Here is a 21,888-nt window from a genome sequence, read left to right as displayed (position 1 = left end):
GGCGGGAGGCGCAGATGGCGTTGGAGATCGAACGCAAGTTTCTGGTGGCCGGCGACGGCTGGCGTGCGGAAGTGTCGCGCTCGGTCGAGATGCGGCAGGGTTATCTGTCCGGCGAAGCCGGGCGCGCGTCGGTGCGCGTGCGCGTCGAGAACGACCAGGCGCGGCTCAACATCAAGGCCGCGGTGGTCGGCGCGGCGCGTGCCGAGTACGAATACGCGATTCCTCTGGCCGAGGGACGCGAGATTCTCGACACGCTGTGCGTCGGCCGGCTGGAGAAGATCCGCCACTATGTGGAGCGCGACGGTCTGGTCTGGGAGATCGACGAGTTCCTCAACGACAACGCCGGCCTGATCGTCGCCGAGGTCGAGCTGGCGACGGTCGATCAGGTCTTCGCGCGCCCGGCATGGCTGGGCCGCGAGGTCACCGACGATCGCCGCTATTACAACCAGTGGCTGGCACTGCATCCCCGCCGGACCTGGAACGATGCGGATTGAAGTCGATATCCGCGCGCAGCGGCTGCGCCTGTATGGCGACGAAGGCGGTCTGTTGCGGGAGTATCCGGTGTCCACGGCGACGAACGGTTGCGGCGAGCGGACCGGTTCCGGGTGCACGCCGCGCGGACGGCACATCGTGCGTGCGAAGATAGGCGCCGGTCTGCCGTCCGGCGCGGTACTGCGCGGCCGGCGCTGGACCGGTGAGATCTGGACGCCGGAGCTGCACGCGCGCGAGCCGGGCCGCGACTGGATCCTGTCGCGCATCCTGTGGCTGTCGGGCTGCGAGCCGGGTCGCAACCGTCTCCACGGCGTGGATACCTTCCGCCGCTATATCTATCTGCACGGCACGCCGTACACCGACGCGCTGGGCACGCCGCAGTCGAAGGGCTGCGTGCGGCTGCGTAACGAGGATGTCATCGAGCTGTTCGAGCTGGTCCCCCCGAGAACCGAAGTTGAGCTCCACGAATAAGAAGTCGAAAGCCCCCCCGCTGGGTCCACTGATGGTCGATGTCGGCGGCATGGAACTGAGTGCCGAGGACCGCGAGGTGCTGAGCCATCCGCTGGTCGGCGGCGTGATCCTGTTCACGCGCAACTACCGTGACCACGAACAGCTCAAGGTGCTGTGCGACAGCATCCTGGCGCTGCGCAGTCCGCGGCTGCTGCTGGCGGTCGATCACGAAGGCGGGCGCGTGCAGCGTTTCCGCGTCGGTTTCTCGCGCGTGCCGGCGATGCGCACGCTCGGCAGCCGCTATCTCGAAGATCCGGCGCAGGCGCTGGCCGACGCCCGCGCCTACGGTCAGACCATCGGCCGCGAGCTGTCCGCTTTCGGCATCGACCTGTGCTTTGCGCCGGTGCTCGATCTCGATCACGGAGTCAGCACGATCATCGGTGATCGCGCCTTCGCCGATCGCAGCGAACTCGTCGTCGAGCTGGCGCGTGAATTTCGCGCCGGTCTCAACGCCGCCGGCATGGCGGCGACCGGCAAGCACTTTCCCGGTCACGGCGCGGTGCGGGCCGATTCGCATATCGAACTGCCGGTCGATCGCCGGCCGGAAGGCGAGCTGCGCGCCCAGGATCTGCTGCCGTTCCAGGCTCTCGTGGCCGATGGTCTCGAATCGATCATGATGGCCCACGTGCGCTACACGGCGGTGGACGAAACGCCGGCGTCGCTGTCACGCAAGTGGATCCGCGACATCCTGCGCCACGAACTCGGTTTCGGCGGCGCGATCTTCTGTGACGACCTGTCGATGGGCGGCGCCGCCGTCGCCGGCACGATGGAGACGCGTGCGCGGCTGGCGCTCGCCGCCGGCTGCGACATGCTGCCGGTCTGCAACGACCGCGCCGCCGTCGTCGGCCTGCTCGATGCGCTCAAGGACCTCAAGCCCAACCGCGCCGCATCGGCGCGGCTGCAGCGCCTGTACCTACGCGAGGTGGACTGAGCATGAGCACGACGCCCGAGGCCGCGATGCGGGTTCTGCACAGCGCCGACTGCCTGCATGACGAGCACGCGGTGCAGGCGGCCTATGACCGGCTCGCGCAGGCGATCGCGCACGAGTACGAGGGCCGCAATCCGCTGCTGCTGTGCGTGATGATCGGCGGGCTGCAGGCGACCGCCGAGATCGCGCGGCGCCTGGCGTTCCCGCTGGAGATCGACTACCTGCATGCGACGCGCTATCGCGGCGCGACGCAGGGTGGTGGCCTGGTATGGAAGCGCCAGCCCGACGCAGCGCGCGTCGAGAACCGGCACGTCATCGTGATCGACGACATCCTCGACGAAGGCCACACGCTGATGGCGATCCGCGACGCGCTGCACGGCTTCGCGCCGGCCTCGCTCAAGGTCGCCGTGCTGGCGGAGAAGCTGCACGACCGCCGTGCGCGCGGCGCGCATGCCGAGTTCATCGGCCTGCAGGTCGAGGACCGCTACGTGTTCGGCTGCGGCATGGACTACAAGGAATACTGGCGGCAGCTGCCGGCCATTTACGCGGTGAAGGACTTATGAGCACGTCGTCGTCTGCAGGCACGCCACCACTGGTCGCCGTCATCGGCGGCACCGGCATGAACCAGTGGCCGGGACTGGAGATCGACGAACGCCGCAGCGTCAGCACGCCGTATGGCGTGCCCAGCGCACCGCTGCTGTTCGGCCGCGCCTACGGCGTGCGCGCGGTGTTCCTGGCGCGCCACGGCGAAGGCCACAAGCTGCCGCCGCACGCGATCAACTACCGCGCCAACCTCGCGGCGCTGCAGCAGGCCGGCGTGACCGACATCGTCGCGATCGCCGCGGTCGGCGGCATCGCCGACTGGTTCGCGCCGGGCGAGGTCGCGATCCCCGAGGATGTCATCGACTACACCTGGGGCCGCGAGCACACGTATGCGGATGGCCGTGAGGGCCGTGCGCTCCAGCACGTCGAGTTCACGCAGCCCTATGCGCCGCGCCTGCGGCGGATCCTGCTCGATGCCGCCAGGGCGGCGTCGGTGACGGTCGCCGGCGCCGGCGTGATGGCGGTGACGCAGGGGCCGCGCCTGGAGTCGGCCGCCGAGGTGCGGCGCCTGCAGCGCGACGGCGCCGACATGATCGGCATGACCGGCATGCCCGAGGCCGCGCTCGCCGCCGAGCTTGGTCTCGCCTACGCCTGCGTCGCCGTATCGGTGAACTGGGCCGCCGGCATCAAGGGCGTCGGCGACATCCACGCCGAGATCGAGCAGTCGATCGACGCCGGCATGACCAAGGTGCGCGGCATCCTCGAGCGGGCGCTGCCGGTGCTCGCTCAGGTCTCCGCGTAGTCGAGCTCGATGCCGTAGGTCTCGCGCAGGCTCAGCAGGGCCAGCGCGGCCAGCACGAACACCACCGCGCCGATCGCCAGCGTCGCGGGGATCAGGCCGAGGCTCGGTGACAGCGCGCCGAGTGCGAGCGTCACCGGTACGGTCGCGGCGCGCACGAGATTGGGCACCGAAGTGGACACCGTCGCGCGCACGTTGGTGCCGAACTGCTCGGCGCCGGTGCCGAGGAACACCGTCCAGTAGCCCTGGGCGAGGCCCATCGCAAACATCAGCAGGCAATAGCCGCTGGCGCTCAGGCCCGGCGTGAGCAGCAGCGCCGACGTGAGCGCCGCCATGAGTGCGAGGCAGGCGCCGATCACGCGCTTGCGGCTGCGCAGCGCTTCGCTGATCACGCCGGACAGCGCGCTGCCCAGCGCCAGTCCGACCGATTGCCAGCGCAGGACGTCGGCGACCGCCAGCGGTGCGGAGAAGCCGAGCGCGCGGCCGAACTCGGGTGCGAAATTCACGAACAGCGCCGAGGCATACCAGATCGGCACGCCGACGGCGGTGACCGCGACGAAGCGCAGCGCCAGGCGCGGCTGGGTCAGCAGCAGCCGTGCCCGGCCACCACCGCGTGCCTGCTGCTGCTCGAACATCGGCGATTCCTGCAGCACCGCCCAGCGCAGCGCGAGCACCGCCAGGCCCATTCCGCCGCCGAGCGCGTAGGTCGCGCGCCACGGCAGCAGATCGCCGCTGAACGACGCGGTCAGCGCGCCCAGCAGGCCGAGGAAGGCGATGATCGTCGTGCCGTAGCCGCGCCGGTGTCTGGGCAGCAGTTCGGCGATCAGCGTGACGCCGGCGCCCAGTTCGCCCGCCAGGCCGATGCCGGCCAGCAGACGCAGGACCGCGTACTGTTCGACGCTGGTGACCAAGGCGTTGGCGAGGTTGGCCAGCGAGTACAGCGTGATCGTCGCCAGCAGCGCGAAGCGCCGGCCCATGCGGTCGCCGACCACGCCCCAGGCAAAGCCGCCGAACAGCATGCCGATCATCTGCAGGTTCAGCAGCGTGATGCCCCAGCGCGTGCTCTCGTCGCCGGTCAGGCCGAGTTCGGCGAGCGAGGCGACGCGCACGACACCGAAGATGACGATGTCGTAGAGATCGACGAAGTAGCCGAGCGCCGCGGCGGCGACGATCAGGACCTGGCTGCGCTGGGCGGCGGTGATCATGGCGTCAGGCCGACATGTACAGGCCGCCGTTCACCGGAATGTTCGCGCCGGTGACGTAGCCGGATTCCGGCGCGCACAGGAAGGCGACGACGTGCGCAATCTCCGCCGGTTCGGCCATGCGCCCGACCGGCACTTGCGCGACGATCGTTTGCAGAACGTCCGGCTTGATCGCCGCGGTCATCGGGGTGCGCACATAGCCCGGCGAGACCGTGTTGACGGTCACGCCGTATCGGGCGCCTTCCTGCGCCAGTGCCATCGTGAAGCCGTGCATGCCGGCCTTCGCCGCGGAGTAGTTCGCCTGCCCGAACTGGCCCTTCTGGCCGTTGACCGAGGCGATGTTGACGATGCGGCCGAAGCCGCGCGCACACATGTCGGCGAACACCGGCTTGCAGCAGTGGAACACGCTGTCGAGGTTGGAGGCCAGCACGGCGCGCCACTGCTCCAGGGTCATTTTCGTGAAGCGCGCATCGCGCGTGATGCCGGCGGCGTTGACCAGCACGTCGATCGTGCCGAGCCGCTGCTGCGCACACTGCATCGCCCGCGTGGCCGCCTCGGCGTCGGCGAGATCGGCGAGTTCCACGCCGATACTCAGCCCTTCGGCCGCACGCGCCCGTTCCCACTCGGGAATGCGGCTGGCTTCCGCAGGGTGGCCCAGTGCGACGACCTGCATGCCGGTCTGCGCGAGCGCGCGGCAGATCTCGGTGCCGATCGCGCCGGTGCCGCCGGTGACGACGGCCTTGAGAGGTGTGGAGTTCATCTGCGTGCTCATCGGCCTTTCCTGCGTCTGGCGTCGTAGGAGACTTCGGTATCGGGCTCGAACTGACGCTGCAGCGTGTGGCGACGTTCGATCAGTTCGAGGCTGATGTCGTAGTCGAGCTGCAGCGGCGGGCTGACGCGGCCGTCCGCTGCGATCGCCCGCGCCTGCAGGCGCACCGGACCGGAGAGATAGACCGGATCGCGGTACAGCGGCGACCCGGCGCCGGGCGGCCCCGCGATGCTATACACCACGTAGGCCTCGGGGTCGCTCGCGGCCAGCGTGACCGACAGCGGCTGCTCGTAGGCCCCCGGCGGTGGCTGCGCATGCAGCGTCAGCGGCAGGTCGGAGACGGCTGTGGCGGCGCGTTTGAAGTGCGCCATGGGACTGGACCAGCCGCTGTGGGCGTTGTGCGCGAAGCACGTCGTCAGCGATCCGGCGGCCAGCGCGACGGTTTCCTGCGCGGGACTCGCCAGTGACGGGTAGTCACCGTCCTGCGCGCAGTACAGCCTGGCCTCGGTCTGATCCGTGCGCAGCACGTCGCCGTCGCGGACGATGACCGGTGCGGGTTCCATCGGCAGCGGTTCCGGCGCCGCACGCAGGAACTCGACGATGAGCTTCATCGTCTCGGGCACGCGCGGCAGCTCCAGGTGGTCGAAGTAGGTGCCGTGCTCGCGGTTGAAGGCGACGTTGTGCGCGCCGTCGAGCGCCGGGCTGTCCTGGCTCGGGGGCGGGAACAGCACGTCCCCCCAGCCGGTGCCATCGTACAGCGTCATGTAACGCGTCGGGCCCGGCGTCTCGCCGCCGCGGTTGAGCTGCGCGAGCCAGGGGCTGCCGGGTGCCAGCTCGTAGGACACGACGCGGTTCTGCCCGCGCGCGTCGGGCCATGCGGTCCACACGCCGTCGTTGGCACCGCAGGCGGCGACGAAGTTGCGCACGCGGTGCCAGCTGTTGGTCTGCTTCATCCACTGGCGCACCAGTGTGACGCCCAGGGAGTGCGCGACGATATCGACCTGCCGCACTTCGCGACCGCTGGTCTTCGACAGGTAGGCGGTGACGCCGTTGACGATGCGCTCGACGCTCTCGACCGACAGGTCGTTGCTGTCGAAGTAGCGCACGTTGTCCCAGCCGTAGCCCAGTGCCCACAGCTCGTTGGGCTGATAACCGGCGTCCAGGAAGTATTCGCGCGCCGGCAGCCAAAAGCGCGCCGAGACGGTGTTGCCGTGGATGAAGATCACCGGCGTGTGCTGCAGCGAATCACCCTTGCCGCCGAAACCCGGCATCGGTCGTCCGGTTTCTGCCGACAGCGGCGGGGTGAAGTCGGCCGGGAAGTCGCGCAGCTGCGGCGCTTCGACGCCGAGCTTCGGCAGCAGCCATTCGCGCGGCGCGCAGGCGCCCAGCAGCGCACACAGCGCGACCAGTCCGACCGGAAACGCGAAGCGGGAGACGGGAGACTTCATGTTCATCATCACGGTGCCCAGAACAGGTAGACCATGCGCAGCTCCAGGTAAGGCGAGGCCGATACCGCCGCGGCTTCCTGCACTGCGTTCTGCGTCGAGGTCTGCGCCGCGCCGGGGATCGGCGTAGCGCCGGGGCTGTCCGGGTCCTGCGCATAGACGTCGTAGATCGCGTCGATCTGGCCGCCGCGGCCGGAGATCGGCTTGGCGACGCGCAGGTTGAGCACGGTCGAGGTGCGATAGATGTAGTAGAGCCCCGCGGTCAGCAGCGTGCCTTCGACGCCGCGATCCTCGTACGGTCCGGGTCGCGGTCTGAGATAGAAGTACTCGGCCGAGTTGCAGATCTCGGGCGGCACGACCACGCCGAGCAGATTGCCGGTGGAGTTGCAGGCGCTGGTCGGCGGCAGCGGCTGGTCCTTGATGTTGAGCGAGTACTTCTCGTAGCGGTTCGGGCCGACGGTTTCGCGGTGCGACCAGCCGACATCGGCGAACCAGTGTTCATTGAACTTCCACGCCGCGTTGATCTCGAGGTTGCGCACGTCGGCCGGCCGTGTCGGCGTGAGCCCGCCGAAGGCCGGCGTGTCGTTGCGGCCGTTGAACTGCCAGGCGAAGGTGCCATCGAGATAGACGCGCCCGAACAGCTCGCCGTGAACGGCGAACTGCGGGATGTAGCTCCAGTAGTTCGTGCCGGTGTTGAGCAAGGACTCGGTGTCGTAGCGGCCGATCGGAAACTTCACCGTCGTCGCCAGCATCGGGCTGAGCTTGACCGGACCCCAGCGGTACTCGTCACCGTAGATGCCGCACAGCCCGAACAGATCACCCAGTCCGCTCGCACCGGAGTGCTGGCCGGCGGTGAGGTCACGCTTGACCGCGTTGCCGGTCGCCTGCTGGTGACCCAGCGTGCCGATGATGCGGCAGAACTGCGGATGGTCGTTCAGGTACCAGACGCCGGTGTCGCGGAAGACGTTGCCGATCCACAGGTACTTGAGCAGCAGCAGCGTCGCATCGACGCTGTCGCCGGGCGGGATGAACGGCGCACCGACATGCACCTTCCTGCCTTCGCGGTCATAGACCTCCTCGATCTCGGTCGTGATCAGCGTGAATTCGGTGTACTGGCCCGGTGCGAGGCGTGAGTACTCCGACAGGTGCGGCGTGAAGACGATGCCGGCCTTCGCGGTGGCGGGCAGACCGGTCGCGAGTGCCGCGATCAGCGGGAGCAGCCGACGCATGTGAACGTATCCCCCTGTCCGAAGTTGTAGCGCAGGCTCACGGCCCAGTGGTCGGACGCATAGCTGCGCGCCGGCCCGAGTCCATCGACGCGCACGGTCTCGCCCGGGCTGGTCGTGCAGGTCACCGCACCCTCGATGCAGCCGGCCGGGCTGCGACTGGTGAACGGCAGGTCGAACTCGCCGCTGCGGCCGGCGAGCGGTCGCACATAACCCGCCGAGACGAGCACGCGCTGCGTCGCGAACCAGTGCAGTGCGAGTCCGGCGCTGCGCAGCGACGTGCCGTCGTCCGCGTAGCGCCCGGGTGTCGGGTAGGTGTCCGAGTTCGGCGGTGCCGCCGGTGCGTTGGGCGCGTATTGCGGGTCGTCGTAGCGATTGGCCCGGCCGCGTCGTTCGGCGAGCGACACGCTCAGGTGCAGGCCCGGCAGCAAGCGCTGGGCCAGGCTCAGATCGATCCAGGCGTCATCGCCCTGTTCGGACGGAGCGAGGCCACCGAACTGCGGCTCGTAGTTGACCAGATGCACGCGATAGCCGGCACCCGCCTCGAACAGTGCGCCGGCCCATGGACGCACCGCGCCGCCGAGCTGTGCATGAAATGCCCAGTGGTTGGTGCCGGCGTTGACCGGGGCCTCGTGCTCGTAGACACCCGTCGGCACGTTGATGCCGAGCAGCAGCAGGCCCGCACCGCCGGGCGCGCTGGCCTCGCTGCGCCAGTCGCTGCCACCCCACAGGAAGGTCCCAAACTCCAGCGTCGTGTCACCGACACCGCTGCCGTCATCCGTCAGGTCGTCGCGGCTGCCGACATAGTCCGCAAGGCGGCCTCGCGCGCGCACGCGGGCGTAGCGCAGTGTCGCGCGCGCGGTGTGCAGGCGCGACGACAGCAACGGTACGCCCTGGCTCTCGAACAGCGGGAAGGTCCAGGTGAATCGCGCCGCCACCTCGTGCAGCGGGAACGAACTGTGTCCGGCCAGCGACGGAGTCGCCGTGTCCCGCTCGTCGCCGCCGGCGTCGAACACGCGATCGCGTGGGTCGTGAGCGTCGCGCAGGTCCAGGTACAGGCCCGGGTAGAGCGGCAGGTAGCGGCCCAGCGTGGTGTCCGCGACATCGGCCTGTGCGCGCGCCGCCATCAGCAGCAGTGCAGCGCTAGTCGCGCGGATGACTCCCCTCATGCAAACCTCCGGACGCACGTTCAAAGATCTGGCGGATTGCAGGCTTGTGCAGCTTGCCTGCGCCGCTCTTGGGCAGTTCGTCGAGAAACAGGAAATGGCGCGGCAGCTTGTAGCCGGCCAGGCGCTGCTTGAGCTGCGCGCGCAGTGCGTCGGCATCGGTGCGGGCACCGGCGACGAGACGCACCGCGGCCAGACCCACCTCGCCCCAGCGCGCGTCGGGCACGCCGACCACCGCGCACTCGGCCACGTCCGGCAGCTGCGCCAGCGCGGCCTCGACCTCGGCCGGGTACACGTTCTCGCCGCCGGAGATGTACATCTCCTTGCGGCGGCCGACGATGTAGTGGCGCCCGGCCGCGTCGCGGCGTGCGAGGTCGCCGGTCCACAGCCAGCCGTCGCGGAACACCTGCCGCCACTCCTCGTCGCGGCCTTCGTAGCCGGCGCAGACGTGTTCGCCGGCGAGCGTGAGTTCACCGACCTCGCCTTCGGCGCAGGCCGTGCCGTCGGGGCGGCGGATCATCGCCTGCGTGCCGGGCAATGGATAGCCGACCGAATCAGGATGCTGCTGCGCTTCGTCCAGCGGCAGATGGAAGCAGTTCACGCCGGCTTCGGTCATGCCGTAGCCCTGGCGGAAGTGCAGGCCGCGCGCGGCATAGCGGCTGCGCAGCGGCGCCGGGCAGGGTGCACCACCGGCGATCGCCCAGCGCAGGCGCGAGAACTCCGTCGTCGCGAACCGTGGATGCTCGGCGAGCATCTGGTACATGGTTGGCACCATGAACATCAAGGTCGCGCCGCAGGCTTGGAGTGCGTGCAGGTAACGGCCTGGCTCGAACGCGTCGAGCAGTGCGACGCGGCCGCCGAGCGCGAGCAGCGGCGTCGTGAATACGTTGAGCGCGGCGTGGAAGCAGGGGGTGGCCTGGATCGCGCAGTCGTCGGCGCGCAGCGCCCATCCTGCCGCCGTGTTGCGGTTGTTGGCGAGGATCTGCCGGTACGGGATGCGCGCAGCCTTGGGCACGCCGGTGCTGCCGCCGGTGCACAGCAGCATGTGGATGTCGTCACGATCGACGGCGGTTGTCCGGATCGGCGCGGTCGCCGTGTCCAGCCGCGACTCGTGCTGGTCGAGCGGCCAGATCGGCAGGTGCAGATCAGCGGCTGCGCCAGCGTGCGCGGCGTCCGCCAGCAGCAGACGTGGCGCGACACGGCCGACCAGTTCGCGCTGCTCGGCTGCGCTGAGCCGGTAGTTCAATGGCATGAACACGAAGCCCAGTCGCGGCGCCGCGAGCATCAGGTCGATGTGGGCGAGGTGGTTGTACGCGAGGATGGCGACGCGATCGCCCCTGCCGATGCCCTGAGCGGCGAGCACGGCGGCCAGGCGTGCGGCGCGCGCATCCAGCTCGCGGTAGCCGTACCAGCGGCCGTCGCACCACAGCGCCGGCCGGTCGTCGCGCAGGGCCGCGTCACTGAGCAGGTTTACGGGCGGACTCACGGTGTTCATGGCGCACGGTAGCGCAGGCACAGCGCATTCCAGACGTAGCCGATGCCGGCGGCACAGAGCACGACGGTGTCGCCATCGCGCAGGCGCCCCTGATCACGGGCCAGTTGCAGCGACAGCAGCGGATCGATCTGGCCGATGTGACCGTAGTCCGACAGGTAGATCGAGCGCTCGCCGGCGACGCCGATCCGCGCGAGCACGGTGTCGTGCGCACTGCGTTTCATGTGCAGCATCGCGACGTAGGCGAGGTCCTCGCTGCGCACGCCGCTGCGCTCGCAGGCCTCGCGGATCACCGCGACGAAGTTGTCCAGGGAGAGTGCTTCCAGGCGCGACTTCATGCGCTGCGGGTCGGGCACGGTGAAGTGGAAGCGGTGCAGGTTGGCGGCGGTCAGCGGCTCGCGCGTGCCGCCCACCGGCACGATCACGTCCTCCGCGAAGCTGCCGTCGGTGCGAAAGCCGGCGCCGAGGATTTCGAAGCCCGGTCCGTCGCGGGTCACCACCGCAGCGCCACCGCCCGCGGCGAGGTTGTTGAGGAAGCGCGTCGCCGGATCGGCATAATCGACGAGATCGCAGTTGCGATACCCGCCTGCGATCAGCGCGGCGTTCATCTCCGGGTTGGCGATGAGCGCGTCGCGCGCGAGCTTGAGTGCGAGCACCGCGCTGCCGCACTTCTGGCCGATGTCGTAGGCATAGGCGTGTTCGGCGCCGAGTGCGTGCGCCGCGTGGATGCCGGCGGTCCAGACCGGATATTCCTTGTGCTCCTCGGTGATGGAGATCAGCACGTCGATCTGCCGGGACTCGATGCCGGCATCGGCGAGCGCCATCCGCGCGGCGCGGATGCCCATCGCGTTGCTGTGATCGTCCGGGCCGGGGATGGTCTTGCCGTCGATGCCGAGCTTGCCGCGCACGATCGCTTCGGGCACGTCGCTGGCCGCGGCGATGTCGGCCGCAGTCAGCCGCTGCTGCGGCAGATAGATGCCCAGGCCGCGCAGAATCACCGCCGCGCCCCGGACGTCTTGGCCGCGATGCCGTGGCCGATGAAGGACATCACCTCGTCCATGACCGCCTTGCGCGGACGCGTCTTCTGCCACAGGCCGTAGCGCAGGCCGAGGAAATGGCCGATGCCCATGATCGCCCAGGCACGGACCTGTGCGTCGCCGGGCGTCAAGCCGCCCGGGCCGACGTCGCGCTGCAGGCTGCGCGACAGACCCTCGGCGAGGCGCTCGTAGTAGGTGCGGAACGCCGGTTCGTCCACGAACTGGCACTCCTGCACGATGCGGTACAGCCCGGGATGGCGCTGCACGAAGTCGAGAAAGGCTTCGAGGCCGTCACGCTGCGCGAGCAGCGGGTCGGTGTCTTCGGCGACGGCCAGGGCCATGTGCTTGCGCAGCGCATGCCCGATCTGATCGACGAGCGCGCTGAAGATCGCTTCCTTGCTCGGGAAGTAGATATAGAACGTCCCCTGGCTGACCTTGGCGCGCGCCGTGATCGAGCTGACCGAGGCGGCATGGAACCCGCGCTCGCCGAACTCCGCTTCGGCGGCGTCGAGCAGGCGGCGCAGCGTCGCTTCGCCGCGCGCGGTCAGCGGTCGGGTCGGGCCAGCGGCGGTCTCGGCGGGCATCGGGTCAGAACAGACATGACAGATGAGTCATGTCTCATATCATGATCCGGAACGCAGCCGCCTGGCAAGCTCGGGAGGTCTCGGCCGGTTGCCGCCTCAGGGCTCGGCGCGCGAGACCTTGGCGACGATGCCGAGCTTGGCACTGTCGAGGTGGTGCAGTTCGTCGCGGCGCATGCGCCGGCGCTCGCGCAGGTCGTACTGCGTGAAGCCGTCGCCGGACGGCACGGTGTAGCGCAGATCGGCATCGACCTGCAGGTAGCGGTTCAGCAGCAGCGCGACACTGCCATCGACCTGTGCCTGCGTGTAGGCGCTGGCGGTCGCCGCATCGAACACGTTGAGCAACGGTCCGCTGCGCAGCTTCAGTGCGGGCCCGCGTTCCGACGGTGGATCCTTCTGCGTCCACGCCAGCCGGATCAACGGCTGGAAGCGCGCGGCGTTGCGCAACCGGTTCCATTGTTCCTGCAGGCCGAACTGCGCGTCCGGCAGCAGCGTGATCCCGGCGGCGGCCAGCGCCGTAGTGTCGTCGAGCGCGATCGCCGGTTCCGCGGACGGTTGTGCAGCGCGGCCCGCCTCGCCGGACGCGTACTTGTCGAGGAACACGATCAGATCGACGCGATAGGTCTCGGCCAGCGCCGGCCGGCTCAGCACCGCCAGCATGACTGCGAACACGCTCGCTGCGATCCAGTTCTTCATGCGCTTCCCATTCGTCTCACGTCTTACGCCTCACGCAGTGTAGCCAACAGCGCCTGTACACGCGGCGCGCGTGCCGTCACATCATCGAAGTTGCCGAAGCAGTGCAGCCGCGCCTGGCCTTCGAGCTTGTAGACCTTGGGCTGCGACTGGATCAGGCGGATCATCTTCACCGGATCGACGCGTGGCTGTGTGCCGAACTCGACGGTGATCGAGCGGTTGCCGGCACGGATCTTCTTCAGGTCCAGGGCCTGCGCCAGCACGCGCAGCTCGGCGGCCTCGAACAGGCGCTCGCAGGGCGGCGGCAGCAGGCCGAAGCGGTCGATCATCTCGACCTTGAGCTCGCGCAGTCCGGTCTCGTCGCCGGCCTCGGCGATGCGCTTGTACAGCGTCAGGCGTGTGTGCACGTCGGGAATGTAGTCGTCGGGGATCAGCGCGGCGGTGCCCAGATCGACTTCGCAGCCGGCGTGGCCGAAGGGCGTGTCGTCGAGCTTGCCGGTCTTGATCGCCTTGACCGCGCGCGCGAGCAGCTCCGCGTAGAGCGTGAAGCCGACTTCCTCGATCTGTCCGGACTGCTCGGCGCCGAGCAGCTCGCCGGCACCGCGGATTTCGAGATCCTGCGTGGCCAGCGCGAAACCGGAACCGAGGTCGCCGAGCGTCTCGATCGCCGCGAGGCGTTTCTCGGCATCCGGATTGAGTGCGCGCCGGCTCGGGACGAGCAGGTAGGCGTAGCCGCGGTGGTGGCTGCGGCCGACGCGGCCGCGCAGCTGGTGCAGCTGCGCGAGGCCGAACTGGTCGGCGCGGTCGATGATGATGGTGTTCGCCGTCGGTACGTCGATGCCGGACTCGATGATCGTCGTGCAGACGAGGATGTTGAAGCGCTGATGGTAGAAGTCGAGCATCACCTGCTCGAGTTCGCGCTCGCGCATCTGGCCGTGGGCGTGGCGCACGCGGCCCTCCGGGACCAGCTCCTGCAGCTTGCGGCTGAACGACTCGATGTCGCGCACCTCGTTGTGCAGCACGTAGATCTGGCCGCCGCGCCGCAGCTCGCGCAGGCAGGCCTCTTGGACCAGTGCGTTGCTCCACTCCGAGACCTGCGTCTTGATCGCCAGACGCGAGGCCGGCGGTGTGGCGATGATCGACAGTTCGCGCAGGCCGGCGAGACTCATGTTGAGCGTGCGCGGGATCGGCGTCGCCGTCAGCGTCAGCAGATCGACCTCGGCGCGCAGGTTCTTCAGGCGTTCCTTGTGGCGCACACCAAAGCGATGCTCCTCATCGACGATCACCAGGCCCAGGTTCTTGAAGCGTACGTCGTCCTGCAGGAGCCGGTGCGTGCCGATGACGACATCGAGGCTGCCTTCTGCGAGCTGCTTGAGCAGGGCGCTCTGCTCCTTGGTCGTGCGCATGCGCGACAGCGCGGCGACGCGGATCGGAAAGCCGGCGAAGCGGTCGGCAAAGTTCTTGGCGTGCTGTTCGACCAGTAGCGTCGTCGGCGCCAGCACACAGACCTGGCGGCCGCCGCGCGCGGCGACGAAGGCGGCGCGCAGCGCGACCTCGGTCTTGCCGAAGCCGACGTCGCCGCAGACGACGCGGTCCATCGGCCGTTCGGCGCGCAGATCGGCGAGCACGGCATCGATCGCGGACTGCTGGTCCGGCGTCGGCGCGAACGGGAAGCCCTCGCAGAAGCGCGCGTACTCGGCCTCGTCGAACTCCAGTGCCAGGCCGGGCTTGGCCATGCGCCGCGCCTGTGCCTGCAGCAGTTCTGCAGCGACGTCGTGCGCCTTCTCCCGTGCACGCGCCTGTGCCTTGGCCCAGCGGTCCGAGCCGAGACTGTGCAGCGGCGCGGTTTCCGGTTCGCCGCCGGTGTAGCGGTGGATCAGGTTGAGCGAAGCGACCGGAACGTACAGCTTGCCGTCGTTGGCGTACTCGAGGACGAGGTACTCAGCCTCGACGCCGCCGGCGTCGAGACGCTGCAGCCCGAGGTAGCGGCCGACGCCATGCTCGACGTGCACGACCGGCGCGCCGGGCAGCAGCGACGACAGGTCGCGCAGGATCGTTTCCGGATCACGGATGCGCCCGCGCCGGCGCAGCTGCTGTGCCGGCGCGTGCAGGCCGAAGACTTGGGTCTCGGAAACCAGCGTGATGCCGTCGGCGGACAGGCGGAAGCTGTTCTGGATCGGGCCGAGCGTGATGCCGTAGCGCTTGCTATCGCCGGCGAACGCGGCCCAGTCGGCGTAGTCGCGCGGCAGGATGCCCAGCGGCTTGAGCCAGGCGAGCAGTGCCTCGCGCCGTCCGGCCGATTCGGCCACGAACAGCACGCGGTCGGCGCGCGCGGCCAGTGCGCCGCGGACCGCTTCCGCGCCGCTGGCGAGCACTTCGACGCCGGGATCGCCGCCGGCCAGTTCGATCCGTGCGAAGCCTGCGATGTTCTGCAGCGCCTGCGCGGGCGTGTGGAACAGCGCCGCGGGCTTGAGCAGCGGTCGCTCGATGTCGCCGCGATAGCGCTCGTAGCGTTCCTCGATCTGGCGCCAGTCCTCGACGAGCGCGGCGTCGAGATCGTCGAGCGCGATCAGCAGCGCGTTCTCGGGCAGATAATCGGCGAGCGTCGCCGTGGTCTGGGCCGGGAAGAACAGCGGCAGCCAGGCTTCGATGCCGCCCGGCATCAGGCCGCGGCTGACCTCGCTGTAGATGCGCGAGCGCGCCGGATCGCCGGCGAAGGTTTCGCGGTAATTGCCACGGAAGGTCTCGATGCCGTCGCGGTCGGTCGGAAACTCGCGCGCCGGCAGCAGGCGGATTTCCGTCACCTTGTCCTGGCTGCGCTGCGTCTCCGGATCGAAGCTGCGGATCGTCTCGATCTCGTCGTCGAACAGGTCGATGCGATAGGCCGTCTCGCTGCCCATCGGAAACAGGTCGATCAGGGCACCGCGCACGGCGAACTCGCCCTGCGCCTGCACCTCGGACACGGACTGGTAACCGGCCGCGACCAGGCGTTCGCGGAAGCGCAGTGGATCGAGCTTGTCGCCGAGTGCGAGTTGGAATGCGCGGCTGTCGAGCCAGCTGCGCGGCGGCAGACGCTGGATCAACTGGTCGGCGGTGGTCAGCAGCACGCCGCGGCGCATCTGTGGCAGACGGTGCAGCGCACTCATCCGCTGCGACAGGATCTCCTGGTGCGGCGAGAACTGGTCGTAGGGCAGGACCTCGGTGTCGGGCAGATGCAGCAGCGGCAGCTCACGCGGCAGGAAGAAACGCAGTTCCTCCTCGACGCGGTAGGCGTGCTGCTCGTTGGCGACCAGCACGACGGTCAGGCCATCGTGGCGCAGGCTGGCGGCCGCGGCCGCCAGCGCGGCCGCGGCACCGGGCAGGGTGGGCCAGCGCGTCGTGCCGTCGGGCGCGAAAGGCGGATTCAGCGGAGAGAAGCTCACGGATTCACGCAGCCGTGTCGGAACGCGCCCGGCCGCACCGATGGAAAATGGGTGCGCGATTATCTCACGGGCCCGATCGGCCCGGCGCGGTGTCAGCGCAGCGCGTCGAGGCGCACCGGCGCTTCACCGGGTTTGCGCACGGCGGCCGGGGACACAGCGACGCAGCCGGAACAGGCGCTGCAGCTGCTGCCACAGGCCGCGGATGGCGCTGGCTGCGGCGTCTTGCCCAGCGCGCGCAGCAGCCGACTGCGCGCACCGGGCAGCAAGCGGCCGAACACGGTCCACGCGCTCCAGCCGACCAGCGCCGTGATGACCGCGAACTCGAACCAGGCGTAGGCGGTCATGTCAGCACACGGGCGAGCTGGTAGGTGACCAGCGAGGCGAGATAGGCGAGGGCAAACAGATAGCCGGCGGCCAGTCCGACGGTGCGCCAGGACTGCGTCTCGCGGCGGATCACCGCCAGCGTCGAGATGCACTGCGGGGCGTACACGTACCAGGCCAGCAGCGACAGCGCGGTGGCCAGCGACCACTGCGCGGAGATGATCGGCAGCAGCTGCGCGGCGGAGTCGTCCGCGGTCGCGGACAGCGCATAGACCGTCGCCAGCGCGCTGACCGCGACTTCGCGTGCTGCGAGGCCGGGCACCAGCGCGATGCAGATCTGCCAGTTGAAACCGATCGGCGCGAACACGACGTGCAGGGCCTGGCCGATGCGGCCGGCGAAGCTGTACTCGATCGCTGCGCCGGTGGCGTCCGGCGGCGGCGCCGGATAGCTCGACAGCAGCCACAGCAGCACCGTCACCGACAGGATGATGGTGCCGACGCGGCGCAGGAAGACCAGCGCGCGTTCCCACAGGCCGATGGCGATGTCGAAGGGATGCGGCACGCGATAGCCCGGCAGCTCCAGCAGCAGCGCGTGCTCGGCCTCGTCCTTGCGTCGGCTCTTTATCACGCGCGCGACCAGCAGCGCCGAGGCGATGCCGGCGACATACAGGCCGAACAGCACCAGGCCCTGCAGGTTGAACCAGCCGGCGACGCTGCGCTGCGGAATGAACGCGCCGATCAGCAGCGCGTAGACCGGCAGGCGCGCCGAGCAGGTCATCAGCGGCGCGACCAGGATCGTCGCCAGGCGGTCGCGCGGGTCCTGGATCGTGCGCGTAGCCATGATGCCGGGCACGGCGCAGGCGAAGCTCGACAGCAGCGGGATGAACGAGCGCCCGGTCAGCCCGGCGCCGACCATCAGGCGGTCGAGCAGGAAGGCGGCGCGCGGCAGATAGCCGGATTCCTCGAGGACGAGAATGAACAGGAACAGGATCAGGATCTGCGGCAGGAACACGACGACGCTGCCGACGCCGGCGACGATGCCGTCGATCAGCAGGCTCTTGAGCGCACCATCCGGCAACACGGCGGCGAGCTGCACGCCGAGCCAGGAGATCGCACCGTCGATGCCGTCCTGCAGCGGCGTCGCCCAGGAGAACACCGCCTGGAACATCACGAACAGCAGTACGACCAGAAACGCCAGCCCCAGGCTCGGGTGCAGCAGCCAGCGGTCGAGGGCGTCGTCGATGCGCGCGGTGCGGCTGGGGATGCTGACGCAGTCGGCGAGCAGGCGGCTGACCTGCGCGTGCAGGTCGGCGTCCGCGGCCGGTGCCGGAGGAACCTGCGGCAGTGCGGCGTCGAGCTGGCGCACCAGCGCCTCGGTGCCGCGGCGGCGTACCGCGACGGTCTCGACCACCGGCAGGCCCAGGCGCTGCTGCAGGCGCTCGCGGTCGATGCGGATGCCGCGCCTGGCGGCGGCATCGCTCATGTTCAGCGCCAGCACCATCGGCAGTCCTAGCTGCTGCAGTTCGAGGACGAAGCGCAGGTGCAGGCGCAGATTGGTCGCGTCGACGACGCAGAGCAGCAGGTCCGGGCGCGCCTCGCCGTCGAAGCGGCCCATGCACACGTCGCGCGTGACCGCCTCGTCGGGACTCGTCGCGGCGAGGCTGTAGGTGCCGGGCAGGTCGAGCACGCGGATGTGGCGGCCCGACGGCGCGACGAAGCGGCCTTCCTTGCGCTCGACGGTGACGCCGGCGTAATTGGCGACCTTCTGGCGGCTTCCGGTCAGGCGGTTGAACAGCGCGGTCTTGCCCGAGTTCGGGTTGCCGACCAGGGCGATATGCAGGGCGCTGTCCATCCGTTACGCAGCGGCCATATCGACGCGCACGCGCTGCGCCTCGGCGCGGCGCAGCGCGAAGCGCGTGAAGCCGATCTGCACCAGCAGCGGATCGCGCTGGAAGGGGCCGTGCGCGACGACGCGCACCGGCTCGCCTTCGACGAAGCCCAGATCGCGCAGGCGGTGGGCGATGCTGTCGCCGGCGCCGACGCCCTCGACCGTCCGCACGATCGCGGTGGCGTGGTAGGGGAGTTCGGTCAGGCGCATGGGGACAATCCGGCGGGCATGCGGATAAGAATGATTCTCATGATACATCGGATGGCCGCGCCTGTCTCGTCCGAACCGACGATCCGGCAGCAGCTCGTCCGTCGTCGCGTGCCGCCCGTCGATTGGCGTCATAATTGCTTCACTTGCATACAGTCAGCGGGTCCGGGGCGGACTCGCGCATTTCGGGGGAAGTGACCATGCGTCAGCATCTTGCCGCTGCGGCTCTGTCCGCGGCGTGTTCTCTGCCATTGACAGACGTTCTCGCGGCGACGCCGGCGACGGGAACGATCAGCGACAGCAGCCGCGAGCTGGCCTACAGCGCCGGGCCGTTCCCGGTGCGCAACGCCTCGGCCGGCGCGATCGTCACCGACGAGAAGTGCGTCGATCCGGCCTTGCCCTGCGATGTCTACACGCTGACGGTCGATCTGTCGGCCGCCTACTTGGCCGCGCATCCAGATGATGTCGTCGTGCTGCAGTGGCGCTGGGACAATCCCTTCGAGGACTACGACTTCCGCATTTTCGACGAGTCCGGCGCAGTGGTGACCACCGCCGGCACCGCCTCCGATCCGGAGAACGCGATCATCGGTGCGAAGAACGGCACCTACACGATCCGCGGCGTGCCGTTCACGGTATTCGGCGGCAGCTTCGAGGCGACGCTGCGGCTGGCGAGTCCGCAGCAGGCGCCGGTGCCGCCGGCCGCACCGGGATCTGCGCCGGAATACGTCGCCTGGGGCGCTCCGGACGACATTGACGGCAACACCGGCGAGCCGTCGATCGGCTTCAATCCGAAAACCAACCGCGTGATGTACCTGTCAGGCACGACCACGCTGCGTGCGACCTATCCGGAGCTGCTGGCCGAGCCGCTGCCGGAAGTCTGCGACCCGCTGTGGGAAGACGTGAGCTTCGTCTACACCGGTGTGATCACCTCCGACCCGATCCTGTTCACCGACCCGGCCACCGGCCGCACGCACGTCTCGCAGATGCACGTCCCGGTGCCGGTGCCGCCGACCGCGGTCGGTCTCAACAGCCTGTACGCCTACACCGACGACGACGGCGACACCTGGACGCCGGGACAGATCAGCCCGCCCGAAGGCGGCTACGATCACCAGACCGTCGGCGCCGGTCCATACCCCGCATCGCTCGCGGCGCTGCGCACGCCGCTCAACGGCGGCAGCGCGGTGTACTACTGCTCGCAGGCCGGCTTTACGGCGTTCTGCGCGCGCAGCGACACCGGCGGCCTGACCTTCCCGACCGGCTTTCCGATCTACAACGCGCAGACCGACGGCTTCGGCGGCATTCACGGTCACGTCAAGGTCGCGCCGGACGGCACGGTCTACGTGCCGGTCAAGGCTTGCGGCGACCAGCAGTGCGTCACCGTGTCCGACGACGGCGGCGTGACCTGGGAAGTGCGGCGCGTGCCGGATACGACACCGGGCCCGGCCGATCCGTCGCTGGGCATCGCCGGCGACGGCACGTTGTACTTTTGCAGCGTCGACGGCAACGGCCATCCCTACGTCAGCGTATCGCAGGACCAGGGCCGCAGCTGGACCAACCGCTACGACATCGGCGCTGCGCAGCGCATCGTCAACGCAGTGTTCCCGGAAGCCGTCGCCGGCGATCCGGATCGCGCAGCCTGCGGCTTCATCGGTACGACGCAGGGCGGCAACTTCCAGGCGCTGGATTTCCCTGGCGACTGGTTCGCGTTCGTCGCCACCACCTACGACGGCGGCCGCAGCTGGCACAGCGTGAATGCCACGCCCGATGCGCCGGTGCAGCGCCATTCCGGCATCTGGCTCGGCGGCGGCGGCGCCAAGCAGCGCAATCTGCTCGACTTCAACGAAATCACGATCGATGCGGCCGGCCACGCGCTGTACGGATTCGCCGACGGCTGTGTCAAGGACTGCGAGACCGGTGCTGCGAACACCTTCAGCGCGAAGGCGTCGATCGCGCGGCAGATCGGCGGCAAGCCGTTGCTCGCCGCGCACGATCCGGTGCTGCCGGCGCCGCCGCGGGCCGCGTGCCTGTCGGGGCAACGCGATCCGCTCGCGGCGCACCTGAGCTGGCGCGTGCCGGCGAGCATGGGTAGCGCAATCAGCGGCTACAAGGTCTACCGCGGCAGCAGCGATGCCGACGAGGTGCTGATCGGCGAAACCAGCAAGGCGCGCTACGACGATTTCGGCGCCGACCCGGCGGTGGCGCGCTACCGCTACCGCGTCGTTGCCGTCAACGCGCAGGGCGCGGGCGTGCACAGCAATCCGGTCGAGCTGCCGGTCATCGCGCTCGCCGAGGAAAGCTCCTGCGGCATCCCCGGCATCACGCTGTACACGGACAGCGCCAGCGACAGCACGTCGAGCGGCGTGCCCGGACACGAGCTGCAGTTCGCGGCGCTGTCCGAACCCCGCGAGATGCCGGGCAAGCTGGTGCTGACGATGAAGGTCGATTCGCTGTCGCCGCAGCCGCCGCCGGGCACGCGCTGGGCCACCTACTACGACGCGCCGGACGGCTCCGGCGTGCGCTATGTCGCGATGGTCACGACGGACGGCCCGCCGCGCTTCGAGTATGGTCGCAAGGGTTCGATCGAGGACACCGTCGGCACCTACCTGCCGGACGGCACGCCGGACGAAACCTCGAGCTGGAGCCCGGACGGCACGATCGTGATCGTGCTCGACAAGGCCACGCTCGGCTTCGTCGACGGCAGCACGCTGACCGGCCTGTCGACCGTCGTGCGGACGAGTTCCGCGGCCGACGGCGCCGGCCTGACTGTCGACAGCAGCTCCAGCGCGGAATACCGGCTGCGCGGCACCGCGATCTGCGACGATTCCGGGACTCCGGCGCCGCCGCCCAACCAGCCGCCGCTGGGCGGCGGCGCGCAGCCGGATGCCGGCCGTTTCGGCGGCGCGCTCGGCTGGGCCCTGCTGATGCCACTGCTGCTCGGCGGCGCACTGCGGCGGCGCGCCGGCAGCGCCTGAACCGCGCCTCGTCGGCAGCAGCCGCGCTCTCAAGAAACAGAATCGCAGTCCCTCGTCCCGTTCGGGTCGAGTAGCGGTGCGAAGCGCCGCGTATCGAGACCGGCCGGCGCTGGGGCCTCGATACACCGCACGCTGTGCGTGCGGCACTCGGCCCGAACGGGCTCAAGTTTCTTCGCGAACGCCGGGTGCGCGCAT

The 21,888-nt window shown here is 69.4% G+C and carries 19 protein-coding genes; 6 read left to right on the top strand and 13 right to left on the bottom strand.

Annotation, left to right across the window (positions count from 1 at the left end; translation table 11 throughout):
• Nucleotides 1-14: 14 nt before the first annotated feature.
• Genes AAG565_RS00525 through AAG565_RS00505 form a run of 5 tightly spaced genes read left to right on the top strand, consistent with a single transcriptional unit; the run spans nt 15 to nt 3,275 of the window.
• Entirely contained in the window at nt 15-494 is a 480-nt protein-coding gene (locus AAG565_RS00525; protein WP_348817574.1) for a CYTH domain-containing protein, read from the top strand.
• On the top strand, nt 484-963 hold the full coding sequence (locus AAG565_RS00520) for a L,D-transpeptidase (protein ID WP_348817573.1): 480 nt from the start codon (nt 484-486) through the stop codon (nt 961-963). Before AAG565_RS00525 ends, AAG565_RS00520 begins: the two co-directional genes overlap by 11 nt.
• Nucleotides 947-1,933, top strand: coding sequence for a beta-N-acetylhexosaminidase (gene nagZ / locus AAG565_RS00515; RefSeq protein ID WP_348817572.1), 987 nt, complete (start codon nt 947-949; stop codon nt 1,931-1,933). The genes AAG565_RS00520 and nagZ overlap by 17 nt, the downstream gene beginning before the upstream one ends.
• Nucleotides 1,934-1,935: 2 nt before the next feature.
• On the top strand, nt 1,936-2,493 hold the full coding sequence (locus tag AAG565_RS00510; RefSeq protein WP_348817571.1) for a hypoxanthine-guanine phosphoribosyltransferase: 558 nt from the start codon (nt 1,936-1,938) through the stop codon (nt 2,491-2,493).
• Nucleotides 2,490-3,275, top strand: coding sequence for an S-methyl-5'-thioinosine phosphorylase (locus AAG565_RS00505; protein ID WP_348817570.1), 786 nt, complete (start codon nt 2,490-2,492; stop codon nt 3,273-3,275). Before AAG565_RS00510 ends, AAG565_RS00505 begins: the two co-directional genes overlap by 4 nt.
• On the opposite strand, the gene AAG565_RS00500 is transcribed toward AAG565_RS00505, so the two are convergent.
• From AAG565_RS00500 to AAG565_RS00440, 13 genes are all read right to left on the bottom strand, one after another.
• Nucleotides 3,260-4,477, bottom strand: coding sequence for an MFS transporter (locus tag AAG565_RS00500; RefSeq protein WP_348817569.1), 1,218 nt, complete (start codon nt 4,475-4,477; stop codon nt 3,260-3,262). The genes AAG565_RS00505 and AAG565_RS00500 overlap by 16 nt on opposite strands.
• Before the next feature lie 4 nt (nt 4,478-4,481).
• Nucleotides 4,482-5,234 carry an acetoacetyl-CoA reductase gene (gene phbB, locus AAG565_RS00495; protein WP_348817568.1) on the bottom strand — a complete coding sequence of 251 codons (753 nt, stop codon included), beginning with the start codon at nt 5,232-5,234 and terminating at the stop codon, nt 4,482-4,484.
• Between the two features lie 8 nt (nt 5,235-5,242).
• Complete coding sequence (locus tag AAG565_RS00490; protein WP_348817567.1) at nt 5,243-6,691, bottom strand: chitobiase/beta-hexosaminidase C-terminal domain-containing protein; 1,449 nt, start codon at nt 6,689-6,691, stop codon at nt 5,243-5,245.
• A gap of 8 nt (nt 6,692-6,699) precedes the next feature.
• Nucleotides 6,700-7,917, bottom strand: a complete 1,218-nt coding sequence (locus AAG565_RS00485; protein ID WP_348817566.1) for a transporter — start codon at nt 7,915-7,917, stop codon at nt 6,700-6,702.
• Nucleotides 7,896-9,083, bottom strand: a complete 1,188-nt coding sequence (locus AAG565_RS00480; RefSeq protein WP_348817565.1) for a transporter — start codon at nt 9,081-9,083, stop codon at nt 7,896-7,898. Before AAG565_RS00480 ends, AAG565_RS00485 begins: the two co-directional genes overlap by 22 nt.
• Complete coding sequence (locus AAG565_RS00475; protein ID WP_348817564.1) at nt 9,058-10,566, bottom strand: AMP-binding protein; 1,509 nt, start codon at nt 10,564-10,566, stop codon at nt 9,058-9,060. The genes AAG565_RS00480 and AAG565_RS00475 overlap by 26 nt, the downstream gene beginning before the upstream one ends.
• A 5-nt stretch (nt 10,567-10,571) precedes the next feature.
• The gene (locus AAG565_RS00470; protein WP_348817562.1) at nt 10,572-11,570 is read right to left on the bottom strand and encodes a 3-oxoacyl-ACP synthase; all 999 of its coding nucleotides are present in this window, start codon (nt 11,568-11,570) and stop codon (nt 10,572-10,574) included.
• The gene (locus AAG565_RS00465; protein ID WP_348817561.1) at nt 11,567-12,193 is read right to left on the bottom strand and encodes a TetR/AcrR family transcriptional regulator; all 627 of its coding nucleotides are present in this window, start codon (nt 12,191-12,193) and stop codon (nt 11,567-11,569) included. Before AAG565_RS00465 ends, AAG565_RS00470 begins: the two co-directional genes overlap by 4 nt.
• A 96-nt stretch (nt 12,194-12,289) precedes the next feature.
• Entirely contained in the window at nt 12,290-12,886 is a 597-nt protein-coding gene (locus AAG565_RS00460; protein ID WP_348817560.1) for a CsiV family protein, read from the bottom strand.
• A 23-nt stretch (nt 12,887-12,909) separates the two neighbouring features.
• Nucleotides 12,910-16,305 (bottom strand): transcription-repair coupling factor, encoded by a 3,396-nt coding sequence (mfd, locus tag AAG565_RS00455; RefSeq protein ID WP_348817559.1) that lies wholly within the window; start codon nt 16,303-16,305, stop codon nt 12,910-12,912.
• A 92-nt stretch (nt 16,306-16,397) separates the two neighbouring features.
• Nucleotides 16,398-16,649, bottom strand: a complete 252-nt coding sequence (locus AAG565_RS00450; protein WP_348817558.1) for a DUF6587 family protein — start codon at nt 16,647-16,649, stop codon at nt 16,398-16,400.
• Nucleotides 16,646-18,478, bottom strand: a complete 1,833-nt coding sequence (locus AAG565_RS00445; protein WP_348817557.1) for a ferrous iron transporter B — start codon at nt 18,476-18,478, stop codon at nt 16,646-16,648. Before AAG565_RS00445 ends, AAG565_RS00450 begins: the two co-directional genes overlap by 4 nt.
• Nucleotides 18,479-18,481: 3 nt before the next feature.
• Nucleotides 18,482-18,724, bottom strand: coding sequence for a FeoA family protein (locus tag AAG565_RS00440; RefSeq protein ID WP_348817556.1), 243 nt, complete (start codon nt 18,722-18,724; stop codon nt 18,482-18,484).
• 197 nt (nt 18,725-18,921) lie between these two features.
• Here AAG565_RS00440 and AAG565_RS00435 point away from each other — a divergent pair, with 197 nt between their 5' ends.
• The gene (locus AAG565_RS00435) at nt 18,922-21,693 is read left to right on the top strand and encodes a hypothetical protein (RefSeq protein WP_348817555.1); all 2,772 of its coding nucleotides are present in this window, start codon (nt 18,922-18,924) and stop codon (nt 21,691-21,693) included.
• The last annotated feature ends 195 nt before the right edge of the window (nt 21,694-21,888 follow it).

Source organism: Fontimonas sp. SYSU GA230001, from assembly GCF_040066175.1.
In the GTDB taxonomy this organism is placed as follows: domain Bacteria; phylum Pseudomonadota; class Gammaproteobacteria; order Nevskiales; family Nevskiaceae; genus Solimonas.
This window is presented reverse-complemented; position numbering and strand designations above follow the sequence as displayed.